Source organism: Moritella sp. 36 (genome assembly GCF_018219415.1).
Taxonomy (GTDB): domain Bacteria; phylum Pseudomonadota; class Gammaproteobacteria; order Enterobacterales; family Moritellaceae; genus Moritella.
The window spans coordinates 3,729,479-3,753,880 of sequence record NZ_CP056120.1; the positions used below are offsets into that span (position 1 = coordinate 3,729,479).

Consider the following 24,402-nt stretch of genomic DNA (forward strand, 5'->3'; position numbering starts at 1 on the left):
TGTGCAAGAACCTGATATTAGACAGAAAAGTCATACAAATTGCATAGAGGAGGTAGTCTGAAGGTTATGGCGGCGTCATCTCTGTACCCTGGATTTGAAATGTATAATTCTACGAAACATATAATAAAGCAACGCTATGATACACTTTGTTTAACTTTAAAGTAAAGACGCAGTTTAACTAAGTTTATCATTCACGCCTTAATACCTTAGCAATAGACAGCATCAATTTTTCGGCAGTCAACGCACGCACTACGCCCGTGCGTCCTTCGCTGTTTCCATCACCACCAGCGTTGTAATTGAATTTACCTGTGGGATCTCGCCGAGTACATCAGAATGAAAACGTTTGTAAGCGGTCAGATCAGCAGTCTCGACTCGCAGTAAATATTCATTGGCGCCAGTAACATTGTGGCACTCAGTCACCTGCTCCACATCCATGATCTGCTCTTCAAAACCGCGTTGAGATTTTTGACTGTGGCTCGACAACCCAATAGTGACATAAGCGATAAAGCCAATACCCAATTTTTTTGAATTTAGCACGGCACGATAGCCTTGAATAACGTCACTGCGTTCTAGTTCTTGCACACGGCGTAATGTCGCAGAAGCCGATAATCCGATCCTTTCTGCAAGCTCTACATTCGACAATCTACCGTTCAATTTAAGCTCACGCAATATTCTTTCGTCAAACCTATCCATAGCGACCATTCCTTGTGAATTTTCTTTAGTGAGAGCAAATATAGACACAAAATTTACCTCGTATTTGCTTAAAATACAACTACAAATCGAAACGACAATATGGATAAATATGGAATATCAACAACTTATAGCACTAATAACTTTCGCACTTGTTTCAACCGTATCACCAGGGCCAAACAACATTATGTTGATGACCTCTGGCGCGAACGTTGGCTTTATGCGTACTATCCCTCATATGCTGGGTATTACTTTTGGCTTTAGCCTGATGGTTTATTTGGTTGGTTTTGGCCTAATGGGGTTATTTACAGCCTATCCTGTGGTCCAGCAAGGTTTACGTATAGTCAGTATGATTTATCTTGTGTATTTAGCCGTGAAAATTGCCAAGAGTAAAAACATGACCAGCGAAGTATCTAGCTATAGACCCATGAGTTTTATGTCAGCAGCTAGCTTTCAATGGGTCAACCCAAAAGCATGGACAATGGCACTAACCGCAATAACCGTTTATGCCTCATCAAATGCACAGCAAGATATTTTGATCGTATCTTTGATATTTGCTTTTGTTAATCTACCTTCTGTTAGTCTGTGGACGGCGGCAGGGAAAAAGCTACAAACCAGCCTACAAGCACCAAACAGAATAAAGCTCTTCAACTACAGCATGGCCGGATTGTTACTCGCCTCCATTATTCCTATGCTTTAAATTTATTGAAGGGATAAGGCTATAATGAACACTTAATTTGTGGGTTGTTACACCCACAAATCATCCATTTAAACAGTGGAAAAGCGTTGTTTACGTGTCAAATACACAATCGCTGAGCTCACAGCTACACCGATAAATACCCACTCCAAGGTAAACTGACCCATACTCAAAATACGCTCAATATAAGACTCAATAGTTGAGTAATACAGATAAAATACAAATTTTGCACCACTCTGCGTTAACACCATTAACGCGATAATAGTCTGTAAAATCAATTTACTGAGTCCTAAATAACGGTTCAAATAAATCAAATAACAAATAAAGAATGATGCCATCACTGGTTCAATAAAAGTAACAGAGGCAATCACCTCTACCTGCCACGGATATGGCGATACTAAAACACCAGCGGGGTCTGGTTCTGCTAAATATTGAAGTAGCGGCTGAGTTATTTCTTTTAATACCGGCAGAGCAAAGTAAAAAGCCAGTACACTAAAAATAATAACTAACAAAATACTAATCACCTTACCGTTTAGTGCTGACCCTCGACTAATAGCAACAATAACCCCAGTAATCATTAACGTAATTAACAATTCAGGTAAATAGCTGTAAACCCATAAAAACAGATATTGCTGATCAACTGTATAACCTGCTGTTAGTGGTAAACGTATAAATAGTTCCAGCAAAGCCGCCATCGTAATAAAAACCATAGACCACTGCTTGATAAAGCTTGGCGATACTCTCCACTCTTTAACTCGTTTGCTCAACCATAGTATTCCAATATTTTGCAATACAAACAACGCCAGTGGTACCCACTCAGGCGGTTCCCATTGAGGATAACTAACTCCTGCTTTGGTCATTTGAATATGAATACCGACTGCGAGAATACCTATGATAAATAGATAAAACCCAAGCCACAATTTAGTTTTCATTTTTAAAACTGTCATCTATAGCTCCGGTTTAAACCGTTTCTGAACTGGCGTTATCGCTTTTGTTAACTTCAAACTCAAGAATGTCGCCAGGCTGGCATTCTAGTACTTCACAAAGCTTGTCGAGTGTTGATAGCCGGACCGCTTTCGCTTTACCGTTTTTTAAAATCGACAAGTTTGCCTCTGTGATACCAACAGCTTCAGCCAAGCTTTTTAAGCGCATTTTTCGCTTAGCCATCATTACATCTAAATTAATACAAATAGTCATCTCGGCTCCTTAAATTGTATGGCTATTTTCAGCGGCAAGAATATAACCTTCCTTCATCACCCATGAAATAATCAAGATAATAAAGCCAAGTACTAATGTTAAAAAATCCACCCCTAGAAATCCAACTGAAATCATACGTTCGCCAGGAGGATTATTAAATGACAAGATAAGCGACATTAGTGTGCCGTAAACGACAGAAGCACCAACCCAATAGAATAAGCTGTAGCCTAGTTTTTGATAGCTCATCACATTATCGAGTGTGAAAATATCATTCCGTTCGTAGCTACGAAATAAATTAATCAGTACCTTAAGCGCATACATAATGATACTGCATAAAAATAAGCTAGCGATCATGGCTAATATTCGCGTTGTTAACGTTAGCGGTAATTGTGTGTAACTATCGATGTTATGCGTGATTTGAATGGCCCCTAACGATGTAAGAAAATCATATGATGTTTCAACCGTTAGCCAGTAATAACATACCGCTATTGGGGTGAAAACAAAAAGGCTTTGAAAAAATATACGAGCACGACGGCTTTGCTTTTGAATCTTGGACATAATGAGTGTTCCTGTTAAGTAGATAACTGGATACTAAGGCAGAAATAAGTGTATTTCAATAATTAATTATCGATTATCGATAATTAATTATTAAATAACAACGATTGCACGTGTTTAACTATCAGATTGACATCATGAAGAATCACTAATTTTACGCTTTCTTTACGCGAACAACTGGCACTAATTTGCTACAGTATTTACAAATCATTCTTTATGGCCTGTTTGTATGATGTACAAGTATTGGCGTTCTAACCTCGTGTTTTTCACGTTCGTTATATTAATTAGCGCGCTATTAAGTAGCGTTATCATTGATCTGCTGTTCGGTGCAACGATTGCAGTATTACTTATTTTGCAGTTAGCCGTGGTGATTGTAGCCTTACGATGTAACGCGAAGTTTGCTTATTTTGCTGCTATCTTCGAAGCCGTGAGTTTCAATCTCTTATTCACGACTCCGCGTTATTCATTACAGATGTTTAATATGGACGATATAGTGAACCTGCTGGTATTTGTCATTGTCGCACTGACAGCAAGTCAATTGGCGGATCATTACCAGCATCAGAAAAATGAGTTAAAACAAGCGCAGCTTAGAAACAGCATCCTACTCTCGGTTTCACATGATTTACGCACACCATTAGCGACTATCATAGGTACACTAACGACCTTAAAAGAGTATATGGAAAAACTCAGTGAGAGCGAAAAAATAGAGTTGTTAGACAGTGCAACAGCAGAAAGCCATCGACTGCATCAATACATAGAAAATCTGCTGCAGGCAACCAAATTGCAGCACGGCGCACTTAGATTCAATAAAAGTGCCGATTCCATTTTAAACGTCGTTAGCCAAACTATCGATCGCTTTCCTGAATCACGACAACGTATCAAGCTCATCGCAGCAACGCCATTATCCACGTTGCAGATAAGTAGTTCCTTGATTGAACAGGCTATCTTTAATGTATTAGATAATGCACTCCGTTACACCCCTTCAGACAACATGGTCAATATCAACGCCTACCAAGTAGGTAATGAGGTCATTTTAGATATTCAAGATGAAGGCGACGGTATTACGATTGATCAAGCGGCACATATTTTTGACTTGTTTTATAGCGAGAATACGCACAAAAATAATGATAGTGGCACCGGACTAGGGTTAGCCGTCGCTAAGGGTATTCTGACCGCTCATAACGGTAATGTTGAAGCGATACCCGTGACTCATGGCTGTCTCATTCGTATACGTTTACCCATCACTAAAGAGGATCAATAAATGACTTATAAAGTATTGGTGGTCGATGATGAACCACAAATTCATACTTTTATTCGTATCTCATTAGCAGCGGAAGGTTTCGACTATATTGGTGCAACATCGATTAAATCAGCGCTGGATATTTTCCATCGGGAGCAACCGCATATTATTGTGCTTGATCTAGGACTACCTGATGGGGATGGTACTCAATTTTTGCAGTCTATTCGTCAAACCGTTAAAACACCTGTGCTCATCCTAACAGCAAGAGATCAGGAAGCAGAAAAAGTACGCCTATTAGAAGCAGGAGCTAATGATTACTTGAGCAAACCATTCGGCATTAAAGAACTGATCGTGCGCATTAAAGTGCTTGTTCGTGATTTGGTCGATGAAGCGTCTTGCTCAGATATACTCGTCAGTGACCGACTTCAATTACAGAAAAGCACTAATCAAGTATGGCTGGACAGTAAAGAGGTCGCCTTAACAAAAAAGGAATTTGCTTTCGTTGAAAAGCTAATGAACCAGCCCGGGAAACTAGTGAAGCAAACGGAGTTACTTGAGGACATTTGGGGGCACTCACATCGCATTGATACTCATTATCTGCGAATTTTAGTGAGCCAGCTGCGTAAAAAACTCAGCGATAGTGCCGATCTACAACAACTCATAAAGACAGAGTCAGGACTGGGTTATCGATTAATATCAGATAATTCTAGGCTTCATTAATCCTTAAACACGTTTCGTTTCATTTTATTTTATTTTATTTACTTAACATAACGATACCGAGCAGCGCTTTCGGGGGCTTCTTTATCACTTTTGGAAAATAGAAAAGGCAGTCATTATGGCTCATTTTACAGTTATTGGTTTGGGGCGATTTGGCATCTCTGCCAGCTTGGAATTAATTCATCTTGGCCACACGGTAACAGGGGTCGACACAGACCCGAAAATTGTTGAAAAATACGTAGAAGAACTGACTCAGGCAGTTATCTGTGATGCGACCGACGAAAGTGTGCTAAGTGAATTAGACCTCGCAAACAGTGAAGCCGTGCTGGTTGCAATAGGGAAAGACATGCAGTCCAGCCTGCTTTGCACACTCGCATTAAAGAATCTTGGCGTAAAAGGCATCTGGGTTAAAGCAAGTACCAAAGCACACCATACGATAGTGTCCAAACTCGGGGTATCACGGATAATTCACCCAGAAGAAGAAATGGGGGTTCGTGTCGCTCAAGCCCTTAATTACCCTATGGTGAATAATTATCTATCCATCGGCCATGGATTTTATGTAGTCGAAATTCACATAAAATCCGCACTGCATGATAAGCCTATCTCGCAAGTGATTGGTAATATTCGAAGTAATGTACGTGCGGTTTTAGTTAATCGAGAACAGGAAGTTTTCACTCACATTCATGATGATTTTGTATTGCATGTGAATGACACGCTATTGTTGTGTGGTACACGAACTGAACTAAAGAGCATAGCTCCAAGGTTGGTGTAACGTGGTGTTATGGCACCCTTCAATGTCACCCGTTGAGCGTAAGCCCAAAGCGGGTAAAAAGTTACTTGGCGCACCACCGCTCATCTTGAGTGGCAGTTTTGCACTTTTAATTCTGCTTGGAACCTGTTTACTGAAATTACCGATCGCAACACTAGAACCTATTTCTTGGTTGCAAAGTCTTTTTACAGTAACATCAGCGGTGACGGTCACTGGGTTGGTTGTGGTTGATACCGGAACGGCATTCACGCCATTTGGTCAAACCATTATTGCGCTATTGATCCAATGTGGTGGTCTGGGATTAATGACGTTCGCGATTGTCACACTGATTGCTCTGGGCGGAAAAATCGGTTTTTTGCAATGCACAGTGGCAAGAGAAGCCTTTAACCAAACCGACACCTCAACATTAGCATCCACAGCCAAGTCGGTATTGGCTTTTTCATTATTCGTAGAACTGATTGGTATGGTGATTCTCTCGGTATACTGGAGTGGCGAATTGGGTTGGACAACCAGTTTGTTCCATGGATTTTTCTATACTATCAGCGCATTTAACAATGCTGGTTTTGCCTTGAGTGCTGATAGTTTAATGCCTTATGTCGCAGATCCTGTTGTTAACCTGACAATTACAGGGCTACTCATTATCGGCGGTCTTGGGTTTTCAGTCTGGACGGATCTACGCCGTAACCGACGCTGGTCACGTTTGACAGTTTATAGCCGAATGATGATTACAGGTACAATATTCATCAATGCGTTCGCCGTTATTACCATCTATCTAATTGAATACAATAACCCAAATACCTTAGCGCCACTCAGCGAACTGGGAAAGTGGTTAGCATCTTGGTTTCAGGCTGTGAGTCCTCGTACAGCAGGTTTTAATACCTTAGCGATTGACCAGCTTGAGGATGCAACCACAGCCATAATGCTAGTATTAATGTTCATTGGTGGGGGGTCGTCAAGTACTGCCAGCGGAATAAAAGTAGTCACTTTTATGTTACTGATTATGGCGACATATAGTTATTTACGTCGTGATGAATCGATCTATGTATTTAAACGTGAAATAGCTAAAGACACTGTGAGTAAAGCACTGGCGCTGACGATGATATCGGTGGGGGTCACTTGGTTAGCCATTTTTGCATTGTTACTCAGTGAGGATGCCCCCATGATTGATATTGTTTTTGAAGCTGTCTCCGCTTTGGGTACCGTCGGCTTATCCCGAGGTTTAACAGGCAAACTTTCCGAATCAGGTGAGCTCATTATCATTTTCATGATGTTTATGGGACGCTTGGGGCCATTAACACTCGCTTACTTTCTCGCGAGTCCAAGAGCAAAAAAACTGCGCTACGCAGAAACGAAACTTGTGATTGGCTAGGTGCTTAAACGACTGAATATTCTTTTCAAGAGTAACTGTGTTTCCTAAACCGTAGGAAACACAGTTACTTGCTTTTCATCTTTAATTGTGAGATGAAGCTTCAATACTCTTCATATTGTCAGTACTAATACCACCAAGACGAGATTTATCATTATCCTTAATCATGTAAAAAGTGTCCGTTCTTTTGTTCAAGGTATAGTCGACATTCCGTGATTTCACGACCACACTACCGTTAATCTTCTGTATACCTGTTTTCTCATCAGGAAAACCAGTAATAATCTTGATATCAGCTATACCATCTATATTACCTGTACTTATTAACTTCTCTAGTGTACTAACCTTAACTGTAAATCCACCACCACTCAGATTATATGTTGCATAAAAGTTATCATTAGTTAAATCATAATCAAATTGTGATACATCACCACTTTTTAAACTTGCAAAATAAACAGTTAATAATGGAAGTCGATCAGCTTCTTCACTAGCTATTACCCATTCACCCTGCTTAAGTACATATACTTTATTCTCAGTATTAGCTTTATCGTAGACAAATTTAAAAGGTAATCCTTTAACATTATTTTCATCAGGAAAGATACCATAACTAATTACGATTTTATCATCCGCTAAATCTTTTATGCTAGCCTTAAAATTTACGGCTACTTCAAAGGATGCATCATCGATAAGTTGTTTATTTTTAATGTCATAAACATATACACTACCACCTATGAATGTTGAAATTAGATAGTTGTTACCATAAAATTGCCATTTTTTACCTTTTGTACCGTCAAGATTAACATATTGGTTAAGATCAGTATCGAATACTCTTACAGCACCACTATCATTGTTGACAATAAATTCATGATCAGACATATTTACTTTTCTGCTCACGTACTTTGAAAGTGGTTCTTCCAAATTAGGTATAGAAACAGATAGTAATCTGCTCATATCATCTAAAGACACCAAATCAGTAGGGTTTACTATCTCTTCTTTGTCACCTAGATCAGTTAATTTTTCGTTTGAACTTCCGATAATATACCGTCCATGAAGACTATAATTTTGGTACTCACATTTATCTGTAAAATTAGGTTGATACTTTTTTGGTAAGCCCTCAAAGTTAACGACGTGGCGAGAACCATCACTACCAATAGGTGATATATTAAAGCGAGGACCACCTTGTTTACCTAAATTCAACGGTTCTGGTTTTTGAGCACATGTATTACTCGCTAGTATGGTTGGAGTTATACTAAAAGATTCAACTTGAACTCCTTGCTTGTTATACGCTTTCACCGTCTCTCCATTCCACCCCGAGTTAAATTGTAGCCCCGTTGTCAACTCATAATCTATATCTGCGCCTAAAAATTCTGAAGCTATATTATCAAAGTTATACTGAAGGACACGATCAGAGTCTGTAGTGCGACTTCCGCCGCCACTGCCACTTCCGCCACAACCCATAAGAATTGAAGATAGCAATGAAGCTACTATAGTATGCTTACTTATATTCATTAGTTTTCCTAATTTGTTTTTGAGTTGTTATTTCACTTTCAAAGCTTAGTCTTAAAAAAAAACATATCAAGAGGCGCTCATATTAGGTTCGGTAGTTAATAATCCAAAAATTTAGGATTGATGGAAGATAAACTAATAAAAAATAAAGATTAAAATAAATAAAAAAAAACTCGCTAGATCCTCTTTGTAAAATGACAATTACCTTACTTTACAGAAGTTGACTGTAATTAAACTTTCTTTACAATCACAGTTCTTAAAATAAAGATTTGTTATTTTAAATCATAAAGTTAAAGCTTACCTCAGGTGAGTTAACGAACATTACGTACATATATTTCACCTACTCATTGTTTGGGTAGAACCTGTATTTATACGTAATAAGTCTCAATTCTCAGCGCCTTAGATAACAGTATCCATACATAGATAGAGGCTAAGTTATAAACCTAGGTTCGATATGCAAATATGTCAATGTTACTAACAGCACAGGGGGGTTATTACTGCGCAATGATGACTTATATCACCGCCCTAAAGGACAATGTTTTTCGTCAAAGATGATAAAAAATTAATTAGCACAGGTATTGAAAAGTTGGTATCTCGACGTATTCGGCATTTACTTAAAATCACCAGCTAACGAACTAATTCACCCAAAACGGTAAAAATGGGAAATTAATCATCTGGATAATTTATTCAAACAAGTTCAGAATTATCCATCTGACTAATTAATGGTGATGCAGAAATGGATAATAACGATAGTAAAAATAAGCCCCCGATTCGTCACATAGGTAGACCCACAAAATCTTCCGACACCAATGTCCGCCAACATTTAATGACGGTGGCATTTGAGCTATTCGCCGATAATGAATACAACCAAATCAGTACCCGAAAAATTGCAATCGCAGCCAATACGACTCCAGCGATGATCCGCTATTACTTCCAAAATAAGGAAGGGTTGTTTCATGCCGCTATGTCGCAATATCGCCAGCCAATATTAGATATTTTCAAACAGCATGTCGCCAAGCCAACATTACATAATCTACATGATATATTTATACTTTATTATACGACGGTTCAAGAAAATAAAAGCTTACACCACATCATCAGACGTAACATGACCAGTAACGACAACCCGCAGCTTAAAGCGCATATTATTCAAGAAGGGCCACAGCAATCCTTCAAATTAATCAAAACGATGCTCACTAAACTGCAAACTAAAGGTGATATAAAATCGGAACTAGATCCGGAGTTATTAACGATTCAAATTCTAAGTTTATGTGTCTTCCCTTGTGCATTTAAACCTTTATTACAACAATTAACCCCCACTGATTTAGACATGCAGTTTTATCACAATCTCGCCCAACAGAACTATAATATGTTAATCAATTCAATTACAACGGATCAATACAATGCAGAAGTATAAGCTACTGTGGCTACCACTCGGCATTGCTGCAGGGCTAGGTATCATGGCCATTAATAACTTCATCATGGAAAAAAACGTTGTATTAGAAACGCTCGAACCTGCACGCAGTGTTTATACTACTCAGGTCCAAGTTCTGAGCATTGCTCCCACAGTAAAAGGTTATGGTCATGTCATCGCGAAAAACAAGTGGCAAGGTATCTCCGAAGTCAACGGCAAATTGATTTACAAAAACGAACGATTACAACGTGGTACGTTCATCAATAAAGGTGTGGAACTACTGCGCCTAGACCCGGCCTCGTATAAGTTAAATCTAACAACTGCACACGCGAACTTAGACAGTATTAACGCTGAAGTTGAAAATCTCGATATTGAAGAACTGCGCTTAACGCGTTCATACCAAGTCGAAAGCAAAACCCTTGCGCTGGAAAAAAAAGAATACCAACGTAATATCAAACTAAACAAAAAAGGTACTATCTCGGCGTCAAGCTTAGAGCAGCAAGAACGTATCGTATACAATACCCAACTACAATTAAATGATTTAAAAGCACAAGTAAGTCAACTTCCAGCCCGTAAAAAAGCACTACAAGCACAAGTAGCTCAAGCGCAAATCCAAATCGCACAAGCACAACTGGATTTAGACAATACCATCATTACCATGCCATTTAACGGTCGTATTATTGATGTTAACGCCGAACTGCGACAATTTGTGTCTGCTGGCACCAGTCTAATCTTGGCCCATGACGTGTCGAAATTAGAAGTCGAAGCGAAAATGCCCACCAGCCAGCTCAGCCGCCTAATACACAGCTTAAAACAAGACCGGGGGGTATTAGATAATCTTAACGCTGTCCCTGATATCGCTACCGCGAATTTAACGGCACATATTACATTACGTAATTCATCATCAGAAACCCATTGGCGAGGTAAGGTAACCCGAATTCTAGGTGAAATTGATTCGCGCTTAGGCACTGCAGGCTTAGTCGTTGAAGCTGACTTTGATGTTCTTGAATTCATTAAACGTAATGATCCCAATGACAGTCCGATCATCTCGGGTATGTTTGTTGAAGTGACCGTAAATGGCCAAGTTCAACCGCAATTAACCGTGCCATTAGCAGCCCTGCATAATAATCGTTTATATCTGGTGGATAAAAATAACAGACTCCAATTACAAACCGTTGATGTGCTGTTTATTCGCGATCAAGTCGCCGCCATTAAAGCAGATGGCCTTAAAGCCGGTCAACAGGTGGTGTTATCTGACATTATCCCTGTTGCCAATGGCTTAAAACTCGCGCCGACAGTGTGGACAGAGGATAAAGAATAATGATCCAATTCTTTACCAGACATCCAACTGCTGCCAACTTAATTATGGCGATGTTTTTAGCGCTCGGTGCTATCACTATTTCAGATATGAAGCGTGAAACCTTTCCCGACTTTTCAGTAACTATCGCACAAATTACTGTACCCTACCCAGGCGCAAGCCCTGAAGATGTAGAACAGGCAATTTGTTTGCCAATGGAAGATGCCCTTGATGGGATAAACAACCTCAAAAAACTCACCTGTAGTGCCAGTGAAGGTTTAGCGGTAACGACTGCGGAAATGACCCATGACGGTAATGGCACAACCTTTATTTCAGATATTAAAACCGAAGTCGATGCCATTGACCAGTTCCCTAATGAAGTAGAAACGACCATTGTAAAAGAACTCCTGACATATGACAGTGTGGTCAGTCTGGTTATTTACAGTGACATGGATAAACAAGCACTCAAACTGTATGCAGAAGATGTTAAGCGCCGTCTAAAACACTTAAAAGGTATTGCCCAAGTTGAGATCAATGGTTTCTCTGATCCACAACTGCGCGTCGAACTTGATTTAATCGCCCTGCGCCAACTCAACGTATCAGTACAGGACGTGGCAAACCAGATCGCCAAACAAAATGTGAAAATGCCCAGTGGTAACCTAAATACCCCTAGCAGCACAATCTTATTACGTTTCGATGCACAACGTTATACCCCACGCGAACTGGGTGAGATCATTGTTTTAAGTAATGAAGATGGTAGTAAAGTTCAGTTAAAAGACATAGCTACAATCACCCGACGCTTTGAACTAGACGAATCAAAAATATCGGTCAATGGTAAAGAAGGTACCATGCTCGATATCAAAAAATCGAAAGCCGATGACTCACTGGATGTACTTGAAGAAATACAACAATTTATTGTAAGCGAAAAACTGAACACACCGGATAATATTGAATTTTCGCTCACAAAAAACATTGCCTCGATCGCGAAAGATCGCCTGGATCTTCTGTTATCAAACGGTTGGCAGGGGTTCATTTTAGTATTCTTGGTGATGTGGTTATTTTTCCCTTGGCGCTACGCCATCTGGGTTGCAATGGGCTTACCAGTCTCCTTCCTTGCCAGTATGTATGTACTGTCATTGGTGGGCATTAGCTTAAACCTGATGTCAATGGTGGCGCTGCTAGTGGCTATCGGCCTGTTAATGGATGATGCCATTGTATTATCCGAAAGTATCGCTCATGAACTCAGTAAAACCGAAGACAAACTTGCAGGTATAGTCAAAGGGGTTAACCGAGTTAAAAATGGGGTGTTTTCATCGTTCTTAACCACAGTGGCGATCTTTGGTTCGCTTGCATTTCTTGAAGGGGACATGGGCGCAGTACTTAAAGTTATCCCAATAACTTTAGTTATCACCTTAAGTGTATCCTTGGTTGAAGCGTTTTTAATCTTGCCGCATCACTTGTACGCATCTATTAAAGATGCCGATGACAAGGTAGCAGAAAGCAGTTTTAAAGGTCGCTTTAATAGAAAATTCGAATACTTCCAGTTTACGATTTTACCTAAAGTAATTGGTGCCATTGTCGACCGTCGTTATATGGTCACAGCAGGCATAATAGTCTTATTCATCGGTACAATATCACTGGCATCCAGTGGAATGTTGCGCTTCTCGGCCTTTCCCGAAGTGGAAGGTGATTGGGTACAGATCACCGTATTAATGCCGCCCGGCACCCCTCTCCATAAAACTGATAAAGTGGTGACCCGTATCAGCAAAGATATTAAGATCACCAGTGCCCAGTTTGGGGAACAACCCGATAATGAACCATTGCTGAAATATATCACGGTACAAAGTGGCGCGAATCCAGACGCAGGCGAAACAGGTGAACATGTCGCCACGATCTTTGTTGACCTGCTAACATCAGAAAAACGCTCGACACGTATGGCCGATTATTTAGCTGCACTGCAACAACAGATTGGTGTGATTCCCGGTGTGACAAACCTGATTGTCCGCGAGCCAGCAATCGGACCAGCGGGGCGTGCGATTGATATTGAACTCAGTCATCCTAGTATTCAAACGTTGAAAGATGCAGGTAATGAATTGGCACAATACCTGTCACAATTTAATGGTGTGAGTAACATTATCAGCAATCTTCGTGATGGTAAACCCGAGCTGAGAATGTCACTGCTGCCTGGCGCTGAAACGTTTGGTGTCACAGGGCAGGATATTGCGATACAACTGCGCGCGGCATTTTTTGGTGTCACCGTCGATGAGTTACAAATCGGCAGTGAAAATGTCGAATTAGACGTGAGGCTGGCCGAGCGTTACCGCTCTGATCTGGCTTACTATGAAGATTTCCCTTTTACACTTGCTGATGGTAGCCAAATCCCCCTTGCCAGTATTGTGAAAGTAGAATGGGGCCGTGGTGTCAGTCAGTTGAACCGTATTAATAATATCCGGACGATGTCGTTAAAAGGTGACATTGATAAAGAAAAAGCCAATACCGTAGAACTCATGACGCAGATGCAGAAAGATTTCGTCCCTAGCCTGACACAGAAATACCCTGGCATTGAAGTGCGTTTAGGCGGGGAAGTTGAATCCACCGCTGAAACTGGTACTTCAATGGTAAAAAGTTTCTCAATCGGTCTGTTCGTGGTCTTTGCGATCTTAAGCTTCCAGTTCCGCAGTTATGTTGAACCTGTCATTGTTATGCTTGCGATCCCACTGGCACTCATTGGGGTATTCTGGGGTCATTACATGCTGAATTATGATCTGACTATGCCGTCAATGCTGGGCTTTACGTCATTGGCCGGGATCGTCGTAAATAACTCCATCTTGTTAGTACAGTTTATCAAAGAAGATTTAGTCAAGAGTAATAACATTAGACAAGCAGCAATACATGCAACAACTCACCGTATTCGTGCGATCTTAATTACCACAGCGACAACGGCAGCGGGCTTAATGCCAATATTACTTGAACAAAGTATCCAAGCTCAGGTGATTATTCCACTGGTTGTGGCGTTGATTTTTGGTTTGCTAGCATCCACCATGTTAGTGATCTTAATTCTACCAGCTTTTTATGGCATCTTAGATGACTTTGGTTTAACCGAGCGTCACAAATTAAGTGACTAGCGCCCACTAACGGAGAATGACGCACACAAAAAAGCCAGAAACAAAATGTAACTGGCTTTTATCGATACGGTGATCGCGTACTTTAACTTGAATGTGACAATCTTTCGTTAAGCGCATATACCAATATGACGGCTTACATCATCAAACCAAGGTTGGCTTTCGCAGTCTAGTTCTGCATCAAATTTACGGGATAACATTGACTGTACTTTTTTAATCGCATCACTGGCAATCAACACTTTCTCGCCTGCGGCATCGCTCTGTTTTAAGGCAAGTTCATCGGCATAATTCAGTAAATCTTCAGCAGAAGCCAAATTATAAGAAGCTGTGTGTAAGATGTCTAAACTTGCTTGCGTATAATTACATCCACGGATAAAACTAATCTCTTGTCTTACCCGTGACACAAGCGCCAGACCATCTTTTATTAATTGTTGAAATTCCACTGTTAGCCTCTCAATTAAATTTAAGTCGCCGAATTATAGTCACCATCCTCAAAAAGCAGAATTGAATATAATTAAATTTTCGTTGTAACAATGCAACGGTTCATAAAAACAGCATAATAGTCATTAATAATAAGATAGCTGTTCAATTAATAATTGAACAATATGTATAAACAAAAGTTATGAGCCTCGATAAGTATTATATGAATAAAAAATCGTTCCCATCACCCTTTCACTCATCCTACATATAATCACACAAATACATGTTTGAATTACGAATACAAAAATCAGGTGACGACCAAATAAGTGGAGCATAATTAGACTGAAAAACCATTCTAAATTAATCTTTATTTTCATAAAAGTAAATCCACAATTTGTATGCATTTTCTAATTTAAAACCATATTCTGGCCACATCAAATCGAAACGCACCCAGAAAGGATAAGTACCATGACACAATTAAACGTAGTTGATACAGCTAAAAAACTTTGGAGCAGCAAAGACGAAATCGCTAAAAATATTTGGCTAGCAGGTCTTGGTGCATACGGTAAAAGCATTGATGAAGCGAACAGAGTTTCAGACAAATCTTCAACATTATTCGAAGAACTTGTTGCTAAAGGCGCTAAGATTGAAGAATCAGCAAAAGCAAAATTATCTGATAAAAAAATCTCTACAGATGTTTTAGAAACTCGCGTAAACCAAGTGTTCACTAAAATCTCTGGTGTTGATAGCACTAAAGTTGACACGCTAAATGCTAAAGTTGACGAATTAACTAAAGCAATTGCTGAACTTAAAAAGTAATTCTTTTAAAAGTTAAAGTGGTTCTTTTAAGTTGATAGATATGGTGAGCCTAGGCTCACCATTTTTCGTTTCAGGACATAATAAAGTTCAAATTAACAACAAGTTCACCAATATTTAGTCAAATATGAACATATAAAGCATATTATCGTCTTGTTCGAATATTGACCAAAAGGTCAGTTAAATTAAAAACATTTAATATTATCCCATTATATACCTAAATCCCTTCAAAGCCCTATAAGTAGCAGTCCGCCCTAACAATACAGGCTGTTTATAGCATAGATACCGGCCTGTTTTGAATCATCGCATCGCACAAAAAAATTGACAACTGCGTCAACATCTTTATGATGCCCCGCAAGCAATGTGACGTTGTATAATTTTGGCAATATGGGCCTTAAGTCTCTACTCTGAAACCGTAAATTTCAGACCTACAATGAAGCAGGATAATTGTACCTTTTTTCTGGTATGGTTCCCTACCCAAGTTTATACTTCGGAATATTGTCATTTTAAATCAACCAACTAAATAGTAATGGGTGTTTAATGGACAAGTACTTCCTCCTGTCTGCGCGTGGCGCAACTGTAAAAAATGAAATCTACGCGGGTTTAATTACCTTTCTAGCGATGAGTTATATCTTAGCAGTGAATCCGGCAATCTTAGGAAGCATCGAAGGGATAGACAAAGGCTCGGTATTTACCGCGACAGCACTGTCTGCAGCTATCGCAACATTTATTATGGGTGCGTTTTCTAAATACCCAATTATGTTAGCGCCGGGTATGTCGATGAACGGCTTCTTTAAAGCTATCTTACTCGGTGGCGGTATCTCGTTACTTTGGCATGAAGCACTCTTTGCTATTTTCCTTTCTGGTTGTCTCTATTTAATTTTAAGCTTAACACCAGCTCGTAAGGTGATGATTGATGCGATTCCTGAAGATTTAAAACTCGGTATTGCAGTTGGTCTGGGCTTATTTGTTTCTTTTCTTGGTTTACGTAACGCCGGTATCATTGTAAGTAACCCGTTTACCTTAGTCAGTATGGGTGATGCTAGCGATCCCAAAGTATTTATCGCCCTGTTCAGCATCTTTATTGCGATTGGCTGTTTAGTCCGCGATATGAAACTCGCGACTGTTATTTCGTTCATCTCATCTATAATTTTAAGTTTATTAAGCGACCACTTCCTGGGCAGTAACTTAATTACCTTACCAACTGAAGTATTTTCTATACCGCCAAGTTTAGCGCCTACATTCGGTGCTATCTTTGATTTGTCACAACTAACAATGCCAAAACTGACTGATTTAATTTTCTTAGTTGTGATCTTCTTTATTGTCGATTTTTTCGATGGTTTAAGTACGATTGTCGGTGTCGGCCGTGATGCAGGTATTATCGGTAAAGACGGTAAAGTACCAAACGCGAAATCGGCATTAGTGGCTGATTCAGGCGGTACGATCATTGGTACGATATTAGGAACGACGTCAATTACCGCTTATTCAGAATCTGCAGTCGCGTCATCATTAGGGGCTAAAACAGGTATCAGTGCGATCACGGTGGCCGTGATGTTCTTAATATCTATGTTCTTATTTCCTGTATTCTCAATCTTTACCTCGGCGATTGTGGCACCAGCACTGGTTGTTATCGGTATTTATATGATTAAGAATTTGGCAAACGTTAACTGGGATAAGAAAGAGTCAGCAATTCCTGTATTCTTTATTATGGTATTTAGCTTGTTAACCTTCTCACCTGCAAACGGCATGGCAATGGGGTTCATCAGTTATTGTTTCGTTATGTTAGTACAAGGTGACGGCAAAAAAGTTCACCCGATTATTTACTCACTCGCACTACTATTTATTGTTTATTTAGCAATTTCATAATTTAGGGACTGACACATGAATTTATTAGAAAAAGCGATTTTAGAACACGGAAAATCAGTAAAGAACGTAGCGCTAGACGCTAGTAGCTTTTTAACAAAGCAAATCGATATTCAGATTTTAGACTGGTGTGCATCACAATTAGCGATCCACTTTCAAGATGCTAAGATCGACCGTATTTTAACGATTGAGAGCGGTGGTATTGCGATCTCGACATTGGTGGCTTTAAAACTCAATGTGCCATTAGTGGTCATGAAGAAAAAGCGTAGCATGTTAGATCCAGAGAATGTACTAACGACTAACGTATTCAGCTTTACTAAAAATACCTCATACGAATTGAACTGCAATGTTGAACACATTAATGACAATGACCGCGTATTATTTATTGATGATGTATTAGCACACGGTAATGCGGTTGAAGGGACGCTAGCGATTCTTGAGCAAACCACAGCTAAATTAGTCGGTGTCGGTATCTTATTCGAAAAGTCGTTCCAAAGTGGCGCAGCAATGCTGGCAGAAAAAGGCATTGATACCTTGTCATTAGCACGTATTAGTTCACTAGAGAACGGCATTCATTTTTAACAAAATAGCTGTTAGCTAGTATAAAATAAACGAAAGGGGAGAAACCACATGTGTTTCTCCCCTTTTTATTTTTATTTTTATTTTTATTTTTATTTTTATTTTTATTTTTATTTTTATTTTTTACCAGAAAATCATCAAATGAAATAGCGCGAATAAAACTAACACCCGTCTTCAATTCTAGATACTTCATTGTATACGACAATTCCATTGTTCACCCTGAATGCATAAAATGCATAACATTGGTCCCTCACTGATTTACCATTTGGTACAAACAGCATAGCCCAGCCTTAAGGGTAACCGTCGATTGATAATAACCATTACCCAGGTGATGCCGAGTACGATGATCACAATGACCAATTCGACTTTAAATACCTTAGTGCTTGATGAGTCGTACAAAATTTATGCAACTGCATATCTATATTGTTAACAGCGTTGCTTTTATTATTGTTTATCATTAAAGTGCCGCGACTTACAGTAGGTGCTCAATATTAAACAGCGTGTGATCGCAATTAAGGATTGAGTTAAACGGGAAGTTTGGTGTGAAACCAACGCTGCCCCCGCAACGGTAATCAACGAATGTTGAGAGCCCGATACCGGCCTATTGAAATATTACCGTATTGCGGAGGGCGATAGCGGAATAGAAAAATCCTATTCTGTTTTGCTTTTTGGCAATAAACACATACATGGTTTTTTTGTATTCTGCCATCCCCAACATCATTGGGGAACCCATGTTATTTCGACGACCAACACCCGTATTAGCGGCGTGCCTATCACTGCTACATTTATCCTCTGCACAGGCAGAGAATACCACAGAGACGACTGTCGTAACCGCGACAGCAGAAACGGATCTCAATGCGCTTAACACACCAAACTATCAGATTTTATATCGTGAAGATTTTATTGACTCATCACAAACCCTTGGTGATCTACTCCAAAAAATTAACGGTATTCAGATCCGACAAATCAGTGGCTTAGGTAATCCAGCATCCGTATCTGTCCGCGGTTCAAGTAGCAAGCAAGTGCAGCTATATATCGATGGACAGCTTATTAACGATAGTCAGTTTGGCGGCTTTGATGTTAACCAGCTGCCAACAGAACAAATCGACAGTATTGAAATTAGCAAAAGTCAGGCACTAGGCACAGGATCAACTCCCATTGGTGGCGTGATCCGCATTAATACTTACAATCCTCAAATAGACAGTGCGCGAATGAGCCTCGCGACTGGCTCATTTGGCTACCGAGAAGTGAACATCACGGCGAACAAACGGTTTACCAACTACAGCCTTGCCGCGGGATTTAGCCATGTACAAAGTGAAAATAATTACGACTACTTGGTACCACAAAGCTTCACAAACCCTTCGGTTTCAGCAGAAGAAAAACTTGCCAACAACGCCTACGGCAAAAATACGCTGCATCTCAATAGTGAGATCTATATCGGCCAGCACCTATTGCGATTTAATATGCAATACACTGAACAACGTAAAGAGTTGGCTAATTATCAAAATAATTCACCAGAAAACGCCAGTGAAATAAGTAGCGACAGTTGGCGATTTGGTTATTTACATAACTGGCAATCATCCAATGTTTGGTTAGAACAGATTGAATTTGAAGCGTACACACAATTCACTGATGAGATCTATTTAGAGCAACCGATAGGCGTCATGAACAAGCGTTCAAATTACCAAACGGTGAAAAGCTTTACCAGTATAAAGCCGACGCTGAATATCGGTGATTTGACCATGACTCCCTTTATCAACGTCAACCATCAAACATTCGAATCTACGACGGTTTTAAAAGGGAAAATAACACCTTGTAACGGGATTAACAGCTGTGATGTCACGGCGAGTCAGCTTCAGCTTAACTATGGTTCACGCTTAGAATGGCCAATTACACAGCTTGCACTTATTCCCTATGTATTAATCAGCCAATCACAAGAGAAAAATACAAATTCTGTTTTGAATCAAAGCGGCACTAAGCACGTCGATAAACAAGATTATACAACCCAAGAATTCGGTATTACTTATCAACCAAATAAATTCAATACAGTCGTTGATGACCGTTTTGATTTTTCGGCATTTTTAACCTGGAGTAATGGCGTTCGAGCCCCAACGCTATTTGAAATGTTTGGTGATCGAGGCAGCTTTAAAGGCAACCCTAACCTAAAACCTGAAGAGGCTGAAACCTTATCACTGGGCAGTACGCTCAGTTACTCAAACGTGTCGTTTACAGGTGCTGTCTATCATCAACAATTAGTTAATTCTATTGTCGCTATTTTCAATTCAAGTAACGTCGGTAGCTACGCTAATGTCAACCATGCTGAATTAACCGGATTAGAGTTACAAGCCAACTATAGAGTCAGTAGCGACCTGTCATTGATGCTGCAAGCCAACCTTATCGACAGTAATAGCCAATCAGAATACACAGCTTATAACAACAAGCGACTACCGGGTATTTATCATCAGCAATATAGCGCAGGTATAGGCTATGCCATCACAGAACATTGGCAGGTTAACCTCAATAGCAATATCGACAATGAGCTGTATTTTAACCGTGCGAATGTTTTTAACAGCGTCGGTAATGATACTGAAAACCCTGCTAATCGTTTTACAACCGACCTACAACTGGGTTGGAAAAAGGGACGTTACACCTCGCTTCTAGCGATAAACAACCTGTTCGATGATGAATATCAGGATCTCGCCAACAGACCAGCGCAAGGTCGAAATATCCAATTTAAAATAGCAATAAAGGAAATATAAATGCTAACCGCAATGAAAAAATACCTATTTACACTCACCTTGTTAGTCAGCATCGCACTACTGTCAGGTTGTGATAATACGTATCTTGATACTAATACTAATACTGACACTAATACTAATACTAATACTAATACTGACACTAATACTGATACTAACACTAATACTGACACTAATACTGATACTAACACTGATACTAACACTGATACTAACACTGATAGTAACACTGACACTGACACTGATCCCGTTATTCATAAGCCAGCTGCATCAGCAGTCGTGCAGACTGTCGATCCGAGTTACATCAGTTCCGAAGTACTGTTTTTAGACTCGGCTAATCAACAAGTGAGTAGCCCTTATTACAGTAAGACTAAATCTGATTACACACTGGCTACCAACAACAGTGATATTTACCATATTGGTCGTTACGGTATTGATACAATCGATAAGTACGCCGCTCAAGATTATAATAATCCAGCATGGTCATTCACGACTCAAGACAGCAAAGACTCTATTAGCCGTAATCCTTACAGCCTCGTCTTTGCAAATAATAACAAAGCCTATTTAATCCGTTATGGTTCATCAAAAGTATGGATTGTAAATCCAAATGCAAAAGACTTCGCTAGTTTTAAAATTGATGAAATAGATCTCTCTGCTTATGTTCCTGCTGATAATAGTAGTGGTACGCCAAGCCCTGCAGCCGCGATCATCAGTCAGGGCAAACTATTTATCACCATGCAGCGATTATCGGATTCTTTTTCAGCGAATCCAGCATACGTGGCCGTTTTTGATGTCGCGACAAATACCGAAATTGAAACCAATTCAGCACCCAGTGATAACCTAAAAGGTATTTTACTTAAAGGGATAAATCCGCTTAAAAATAGTCTATCGACTGGCCCTGACGGTAAAGTCTATGTCAGTACTCATGATGTTTACGCTTCAACAACGCTTAGCAACAGTCGAATTGAAGTGATAGACCCAAGTACCTATGCGTTGCGTACTATTTTGACCGCAGCAGATATTGACAGTAATGTAAGTAAATTTATCAATGCAAGCGTACAGGTATCGACAAACAAAGGTTATTTTTATGCAGGTAAAGTTGTCTTCACGCCAGTCTATGGTGAAATCTCAACCCTGTATGAATTCAACCCGACAACAGGCGATGTTATTAAAAGCGAAGTTGCAGGCACAGGTAATGAACATATCAATTATCTAGGGTTAGATAAAAAAGGCTTTTTATGGCTAAGCATGATCAACCCAGCTACACCTGGAGTTGATATTATTGATACAGTGGATAATACACTCGTTGGCGACCGATTGTTAACAACGCTAAACCCTAATGTGATCCATTTTCTTAACTAGTTAACTCATTACTCGTATTACAATGAGTAGATATTCCGAGGGCCGAAAATTTGATGATCGGCCCTCATTTTTACATTCATGTTTTACTAATGTAGTCTTAATACATTATTTAATAATCGAAACACCGTCGACTTGCGCGACAGTACTCGCATTGGTTCGTTCGATTGTTTTAACAAGCACGGATTGAATCGTTTCATCTTCTCGTGCGTCACTTTTGCTCACAAATTTTTGTGCTTGTGGTTCCGCGCCCTCTTCTAACGTGAACGTCACAACAACTTCGGTTGCAGTATCCTTCGTTTCACCAAAGTACGCTAGCGATACTAATGGGTAACCTTTAAAGCCTTTTTTAACTAGCTTTTCAATACGTTTTTTTGCTTTATCTAAATTCATCATTAAATCCTTGTGGTAACTAAACCGGAAAATATAATACGTAAACAATAAGGGGATAACTATGACGAGCAACTCAGTACCATCTTGCGTCCCCACTCAGGAGGTAATGCAGCGAGCTTTTCAAACTCAGGGTGTTCGGCAAACGGATCCGCTAATACTTCAAGTAACTCATTCACCAAGCTGTAGTCGTAGTCAGTTGCTTGCGTGATCGCTTGCTGCGCTAAGTAATTACGTAAAATATACTTAGGGTTAACTTGGTTCATGCTCACTTTACGCAGCTCATCTACGCTCGATTCTAAGACTAAACGCTGCTGATATTTCACCGCCCAAGCATCAAATGCCTCTCGGTCGATAAACTGATCGCGTATTAGGCTATTATCAGTATCCTCAGCGCTATTAAAATCACTTAATAGGCGGAAAAAATAGGTATAGTCCACTGCGCTACCGGCCAATATTTCCAACAAGTGTTTAATCAACTCACCATCCGTATCATGCACTTGTTGTAAACCGAGTTTTCCACGCATCAACTCACGCAATTTCGCTAAGAATATATCATCATAAGTTTGTAGCACTGCATTTAACGGATCGATATCAACGAACGGAGTCAGGGCACGACCTAACGCCATTAAATTCCAATAACCCACTTGTGGTTGCTGATTAAAGGCATAACGACCCGAATAATCGGTGTGATTACAAACATAAGCGGGATCGAAGTTATCCTGAAACGCAAACGGGCCATAATCAAAGGTTTGCCCTAAGATAGACATGTTATCGGTATTCATCACCCCATGAACAAAACCAACCGCTTGCCAATGTGCCATTAACTCCGCGGTAGTGGTCATCACTTGCTTATAAAACGCCAAGTAAGGTACTTCTTCGTTTAAGGCATCAGGGAAATGCTTGGTTAGGGTGTAATCCAACATCAGCTTCAAATCGTCTAAACGCTGGGTATAATAAAAATGTTCAAAGTGACCAAAACGCACATGCGATTCAGCAACACGCACGACCATGGCGGCTTGTTCAACTTGCTCGCGCATCACCGTATCACTACCAACAACCACACTTAATGCTTGTGTAGTTGGAATACCTAACCCCTGCATTGCCGCACTGCATAAATACTCGCGAATACTTGAACGCAATACAGCGCGACCATCACCTTGACGGCTATAAGGCGTTCGGCCTGCACCTTTTAAATGCAGATCCCAAGTCGTGTGATTGTTACTATCACCACGAGCATCATTACCTTTAACTTGCGCTAATAGCAAGCCACGACCGTCACCGAGATCAGGGTTATAGTGACCAAATTGATGACCGGTATACTTCATTGCCAGGGGGGCGAAACAGCTTGGTAGATAATTACCAGAGCATAGCTGCAGTAATGCATCGCTATCAGCAACAGCATTATCTAAATCTAACAAGGCTAATACTTGCGGGTTTAGGCTGACCATTTTCGGGTCACTGATCCCATCTGGCATTTGCTTGTTATAAAAATGTGCGGGCAACGTCGCATAGTGATTATCACAGTTCAGTGAATCAATACTTGTCAGCTTATCAAGCCTATCGGTTTGTTCATGGCTGTCTACTGGCTTATTAACGATGCTCACGGATTATCCCTGCGGTTAAGGCTTTATATAAATATACCCAAATTATTG

Annotated in this window: 21 protein-coding genes and 2 riboswitches; of the genes, 13 read left to right on the plus strand and 8 right to left on the minus strand. The window is 40.0% G+C overall.

The genetic code is table 11. The features are described 5' to 3' along the window. Nucleotides 1–249: 249 nt before the first annotated feature. Nucleotides 250–693, minus strand: a complete 444-nt coding sequence (locus tag HWV03_RS16470) for an Lrp/AsnC family transcriptional regulator (RefSeq protein ID WP_211680276.1) — start codon at nucleotides 691–693, stop codon at nucleotides 250–252. A gap of 109 nt (nucleotides 694–802) precedes the next feature. On the opposite strand from HWV03_RS16470, the gene HWV03_RS16475 reads away from it, so the two are divergent. Beyond that, nucleotides 803–1,390, plus strand: a complete 588-nt coding sequence (locus tag HWV03_RS16475; RefSeq protein ID WP_211676879.1) for a LysE family translocator — start codon at nucleotides 803–805, stop codon at nucleotides 1,388–1,390. A 68-nt stretch (nucleotides 1,391–1,458) separates the two neighbouring features. Here the strand turns inward: HWV03_RS16475 and HWV03_RS16480 are convergent, their stop codons facing one another. Genes HWV03_RS16480 through HWV03_RS16490 form a run of 3 tightly spaced genes read right to left on the minus strand, consistent with a single transcriptional unit; the run spans nucleotide 1,459 to nucleotide 3,142 of the window. Next, nucleotides 1,459–2,334 carry a hypothetical protein gene (locus tag HWV03_RS16480; protein ID WP_211676880.1) on the minus strand — a complete coding sequence of 292 codons (876 nt, stop codon included), beginning with the start codon at nucleotides 2,332–2,334 and terminating at the stop codon, nucleotides 1,459–1,461. A gap of 13 nt (nucleotides 2,335–2,347) precedes the next feature. Then, the gene (locus HWV03_RS16485) at nucleotides 2,348–2,584 is read right to left on the minus strand and encodes a helix-turn-helix domain-containing protein (RefSeq protein WP_211672575.1); all 237 of its coding nucleotides are present in this window, start codon (nucleotides 2,582–2,584) and stop codon (nucleotides 2,348–2,350) included. Between the two features lie 9 nt (nucleotides 2,585–2,593). Then, entirely contained in the window at nucleotides 2,594–3,142 is a 549-nt protein-coding gene (locus HWV03_RS16490) for a DUF2975 domain-containing protein (RefSeq protein ID WP_211676881.1), read from the minus strand. A 229-nt stretch (nucleotides 3,143–3,371) separates the two neighbouring features. Between HWV03_RS16490 and HWV03_RS16495 the strand changes: the two genes are divergently transcribed. From HWV03_RS16495 to HWV03_RS16510, 4 genes are all read left to right on the plus strand, one after another. Then, nucleotides 3,372–4,400 carry a sensor histidine kinase gene (locus tag HWV03_RS16495; RefSeq protein WP_211680277.1) on the plus strand — a complete coding sequence of 343 codons (1,029 nt, stop codon included), beginning with the start codon at nucleotides 3,372–3,374 and terminating at the stop codon, nucleotides 4,398–4,400. After that, entirely contained in the window at nucleotides 4,401–5,099 is a 699-nt protein-coding gene (locus tag HWV03_RS16500; RefSeq protein ID WP_211676882.1) for a response regulator transcription factor, read from the plus strand. A 115-nt stretch (nucleotides 5,100–5,214) separates the two neighbouring features. Then, a complete protein-coding gene (locus tag HWV03_RS16505; protein WP_211676883.1) occupies nucleotides 5,215–5,868 on the plus strand; it encodes a potassium channel family protein in 654 nt (217 codons plus the stop codon). A gap of 1 nt (nucleotide 5,869) precedes the next feature. Further along, nucleotides 5,870–7,234: a TrkH family potassium uptake protein gene (locus tag HWV03_RS16510; protein WP_211676884.1), complete on the plus strand. Its 1,365-nt coding sequence runs from the start codon at nucleotides 5,870–5,872 to the stop codon at nucleotides 7,232–7,234. A gap of 81 nt (nucleotides 7,235–7,315) precedes the next feature. Here HWV03_RS16510 and HWV03_RS16515 read toward each other — a convergent pair whose 3' ends face one another. Further along, entirely contained in the window at nucleotides 7,316–8,737 is a 1,422-nt protein-coding gene (locus HWV03_RS16515) for a hypothetical protein (RefSeq protein ID WP_211676885.1), read from the minus strand. Between the two features lie 733 nt (nucleotides 8,738–9,470). On the opposite strand from HWV03_RS16515, the gene HWV03_RS16520 reads away from it, so the two are divergent. The 3 genes from HWV03_RS16520 to HWV03_RS16530 are packed head-to-tail and all read left to right on the plus strand — an operon-like array spanning nucleotide 9,471 to nucleotide 14,570. After that, nucleotides 9,471–10,151: a TetR/AcrR family transcriptional regulator gene (locus tag HWV03_RS16520; protein WP_211676886.1), complete on the plus strand. Its 681-nt coding sequence runs from the start codon at nucleotides 9,471–9,473 to the stop codon at nucleotides 10,149–10,151. Beyond that, complete coding sequence (locus tag HWV03_RS16525; RefSeq protein ID WP_211676887.1) at nucleotides 10,138–11,469, plus strand: efflux RND transporter periplasmic adaptor subunit; 1,332 nt, start codon at nucleotides 10,138–10,140, stop codon at nucleotides 11,467–11,469. The genes HWV03_RS16520 and HWV03_RS16525 overlap by 14 nt, the downstream gene beginning before the upstream one ends. Then, entirely contained in the window at nucleotides 11,469–14,570 is a 3,102-nt protein-coding gene (locus HWV03_RS16530) for an efflux RND transporter permease subunit (RefSeq protein ID WP_211676888.1), read from the plus strand. Before HWV03_RS16525 ends, HWV03_RS16530 begins: the two co-directional genes overlap by 1 nt. 107 nt (nucleotides 14,571–14,677) lie before the next feature. Here the strand turns inward: HWV03_RS16530 and HWV03_RS16535 are convergent, their stop codons facing one another. Beyond that, nucleotides 14,678–15,010 carry a hypothetical protein gene (locus HWV03_RS16535; protein ID WP_211676889.1) on the minus strand — a complete coding sequence of 111 codons (333 nt, stop codon included), beginning with the start codon at nucleotides 15,008–15,010 and terminating at the stop codon, nucleotides 14,678–14,680. Nucleotides 15,011–15,455: 445 nt separating this feature from the next. On the opposite strand from HWV03_RS16535, the gene HWV03_RS16540 reads away from it, so the two are divergent. The 5 genes from HWV03_RS16540 to HWV03_RS16560 all read left to right on the plus strand — a co-directional run bounded on the left by HWV03_RS16540 (nucleotide 15,456) and on the right by HWV03_RS16560 (nucleotide 22,360). Next, nucleotides 15,456–15,806 (plus strand): phasin family protein, encoded by a 351-nt coding sequence (locus HWV03_RS16540; RefSeq protein ID WP_045109495.1) that lies wholly within the window; start codon nucleotides 15,456–15,458, stop codon nucleotides 15,804–15,806. Between the two features lie 346 nt (nucleotides 15,807–16,152). Then, nucleotides 16,153–16,254, plus strand: a riboswitch (purine riboswitch). Between the two features lie 89 nt (nucleotides 16,255–16,343). After that, the gene (locus HWV03_RS16545) at nucleotides 16,344–17,669 is read left to right on the plus strand and encodes an NCS2 family permease (protein WP_211676890.1); all 1,326 of its coding nucleotides are present in this window, start codon (nucleotides 16,344–16,346) and stop codon (nucleotides 17,667–17,669) included. A 15-nt stretch (nucleotides 17,670–17,684) separates the two neighbouring features. Beyond that, entirely contained in the window at nucleotides 17,685–18,248 is a 564-nt protein-coding gene (locus tag HWV03_RS16550; RefSeq protein ID WP_211676891.1) for a xanthine phosphoribosyltransferase, read from the plus strand. 483 nt (nucleotides 18,249–18,731) lie between these two features. After that, nucleotides 18,732–18,864, plus strand: a riboswitch (cobalamin riboswitch). 112 nt (nucleotides 18,865–18,976) lie between these two features. After that, a complete protein-coding gene (locus HWV03_RS16555; protein ID WP_211676892.1) occupies nucleotides 18,977–21,004 on the plus strand; it encodes a TonB-dependent receptor in 2,028 nt (675 codons plus the stop codon). Continuing rightward, nucleotides 21,005–22,360, plus strand: coding sequence for a cadherin repeat domain-containing protein (locus HWV03_RS16560; RefSeq protein ID WP_211676893.1), 1,356 nt, complete (start codon nucleotides 21,005–21,007; stop codon nucleotides 22,358–22,360). It abuts the gene before it with no gap. A gap of 105 nt (nucleotides 22,361–22,465) precedes the next feature. Here HWV03_RS16560 and HWV03_RS16565 read toward each other — a convergent pair whose 3' ends face one another. Together HWV03_RS16565 and HWV03_RS16570 are read right to left on the minus strand one after the other, a co-directional pair. Beyond that, a complete protein-coding gene (locus HWV03_RS16565) occupies nucleotides 22,466–22,750 on the minus strand; it encodes a hypothetical protein (protein ID WP_211675888.1) in 285 nt (94 codons plus the stop codon). Nucleotides 22,751–22,809: 59 nt separating this feature from the next. After that, nucleotides 22,810–24,354: a protein adenylyltransferase SelO gene (locus tag HWV03_RS16570; protein ID WP_211676894.1), complete on the minus strand. Its 1,545-nt coding sequence runs from the start codon at nucleotides 24,352–24,354 to the stop codon at nucleotides 22,810–22,812. Nucleotides 24,355–24,402: the final 48 nt, after the last annotated feature.